Annotated in this window: 2 protein-coding genes; both read left to right on the top strand. The window is 53.3% G+C overall.

The window, feature by feature from the left end; all coding sequences use genetic code 11:
* A partial coding sequence (locus RMSM_RS11320) for a hypothetical protein (protein ID WP_040765754.1) occupies positions 1-1,301 on the top strand: 1,301 nt, incomplete at its 5' end.
* 167 nt (positions 1,302-1,468) lie between these two features.
* On the top strand, positions 1,469-2,954 hold a 1,486-nt coding region (locus RMSM_RS11315), incomplete at its 3' end, for a hypothetical protein (protein WP_052031592.1).

Below are 2,954 nucleotides of genomic sequence, written 5' to 3'. Positions count from 1 at the left end.
ATTCGGTCGGAGTGATGCCGATCACTGTGGCCGCTTTGATGACAACCAAGTGGTTGCTGCGTCACTTGAACATCCCCGAATCAACGACTCATGTGATCGTTCCCGGTTACCTGGAAACGGGTTACAACGAATTGCAAAACAGCTTAAAAACACCGGTAATTTGCGGTCCAAAGGACTGTCGCGACCTTCCCGAGGTGTTTGGGAATTCGCGTCCAAAAGTCGCCCCAAGCGAGTATGATATTCAGATCATTGCCGAGATCAATCATGCACCACGGATGACCGTGGACACCGTGCTGGGAATCGCCAAACAACTGCATGAATCGGGGGCCGACGTGATCGATTTCGGCTGTGACCCTGCATCGCGTTGTAACATCATTGGCGATTACATCGGTGCGCTCGTCGAGACAGGATTAAAAGTTTCGGTCGACACCTTCGACACTTGGGAAGCAAACGAAGCGACGCGCCGCGGCGCGTCGTTGGTGTTGTCGGTGAACTCAACCAATTGCGAAGCGGCTAAAGATTGGGGCGCCGAAGTGGTCGTGATTCCTGACCAAGTTGATGACAAAAAAAGTTTTGAAAAAACGATCAATTATTTAGCGAGACATCAAGTTCCAATGCGATTGGACCCTATTTTGGAACCGATCGGCGCAGGGCTGGTTGCGAGTTTAATTCGCTATGCGGATGCCCGCCGCGATTACCCGGAACTTGAAATCATGATGGGGATCGGCAATTTAACGGAACTGACCGAAGTGGATTCGGCGGGCATCAACTTTTTATTGCTTGGTATCTGTCAAGAACTCGGTATTCGCAGTGTGCTGACGACCGAGGTGATCAATTGGGCACGATCATCGGTACGCGAATGCGCCGAAGCAAGAAAATTGGTCTACTACAGCGTCAAAAATCGCGTGCCTCCGAAGCACTTGTCCAACGCATTGGTACAGCTGCGTGATCCAAAACTAAAAGCGTTTCCCAGTACCATGCTCCAATCGCTTGCGACAACGCTGAAGGACAACAATTACCGCATTTATGCGCAAGATGAAACGATCCATCTGTTGTCTGCAGGAATGCACTTACAACAATCCGATCCCTTTGCATTGTTTGATCAATTGCTGCAGCGACCGGAATCAAGCAACGTTGATCCCGGACATGCGTTTTATCTTGGTTACGAGATGGCAAAAGCATCGATTGCGTTGCAGCTAGGCAAACAATACGACCAAGATCAGGCGTTGCGTTGGGGAATGTTGACTCAGGAAGAGGATTTGCATCGAATCGAGCGAAAAAGTCGCCACCGAAAGCCATAATTTTTGCTGATGGGAGTCGGCGTACTCCTATGTCGGGTGGTGCCGCCGACAGAATCGATTCGGAGTGCTAAAATCAGGGCTGTCGTTTGCTTTCCTCAAGCGTGTCACTGTTACTGTCGCCCACGCTTCGATTTTGGTTCACCGCTATCCCGCGATCCCATTGGCTTATGTCACATCTCCCTCACATCGCTAGTTCGCTTCGCTACGGCGTTTATTTTTCGTTCGCATTGATTGCCGCCATCTCGATCGGTTGTAGCAATAGCGATACGGCCGACTCATCTAATGCCGCCGAAGACGCGAAGTTGCCATTTACGCAACCGACGCCGTCCGAGGGCAACACCGGCGGAGCAGGGGAGGGCAGGGCGGATGCAACAGCGATCACAGACGATGCCCGCGAAGATCAATCGTCATCCTCTGGTCGCCCATCGTCCGAACGTTCATCGTCTGCTGCAATGCCCGATCGAACCCAGCCTGTTCAACCGAATCCCGCTCAACCGAATCTTAATCAACCCAACGATGCCGCCGAGCGTGCGATCGCCGGCGAAGCCATTCCAATGGGCGAGGCAATACCGGCGGGTGAAGCCATTCCAACGGGTGCAGCACAACCCGACGACAAGGCTCCGACATTGTTGACGATGGCCGATCCGGCGGGCGCCAACGAGCCCCCCGATCCGAAGCGGCGTCAATTGCGAGCGAACCTGACTCCTGATGAACTCCGCGAATTCTTGGCAGGCGCCGATAGCGACATTCAAGCGATTGCCAGTGGCACGTCGGGAATCCAAGACCCGCAGGAAGCCTTTGCCGAAATGCGACGCATATCCGAAATGAAACTCGAAGCGGCGCGGCGGTTGCAAAATCATGCCGATGCTAACGCTGATGCTCGCAGCGACGGTGCACGCGGTGAACTTCAATCGCTGTCGCATCTTGCCGCGCTCGGTGATTTAAAGTCGGCAATGGCACTCGAGAAACTGGCGACCGCGAATTTGGATTCGGATGACGCGGCATTGGTCACCGACAGCCGATTGGTGTTGATCGGTTTCGCGATCGAGTCGCTACAAAACGGCGAAGCGGATGCACCGCAACGCATTGTCCAGCTGGTCAAAGGCTTGGCGAATTCCGATGCATCGTCGGACATCCCGGCGATGATGGTGATGGGACAAGCTCGCCAAGTGTTGACTCAATTTGATCATGACACCGAAGCCAAAGCGGTTCGCGATACGATCATTGAACTTTACGCCGATTCGTCCGATCCACAAATCGCAAAGATGGCGGCTCAATTGGCTGGCAATGTTCAGTTCGACGAAATCGATCGATTGTTACAACAAGCGATCGAAGGTGAATCGATCGAGACCCGCAAATGGGCCGACGCGGTGGATGCCTTGCTGACCGCATCGCCAGACCTACAAACGGTACAGTACTTGGCTGGTGCGGCACTGCAATTCGAAGGGCTCAATCAATACGACCTTGCCGAGGCAACCTATAGCCAGCTTCAAGAACAATTTCCCGACCCCAACACAGCAACGGGACAAGAGGTTCAGCTGGCGGTCCGCGCTCGAGAATCGCGTGTCGACGCGATTGGAAAAACGTTTGATCCTGATTTAAAATCAATCGATGGGGGCGAGTTATCGATTGCGGATTATCGCGGCAAGATTG

Origin of the sequence: Rhodopirellula maiorica SM1, assembly GCF_000346295.1 — a bacterium.
Classification (GTDB): Bacteria; Planctomycetota; Planctomycetia; order Pirellulales; family Pirellulaceae; genus Novipirellula; species Novipirellula maiorica.
Note: the sequence above shows the minus strand (reverse complement) of the source record. Positions and strands in the feature narration are given on the sequence as shown.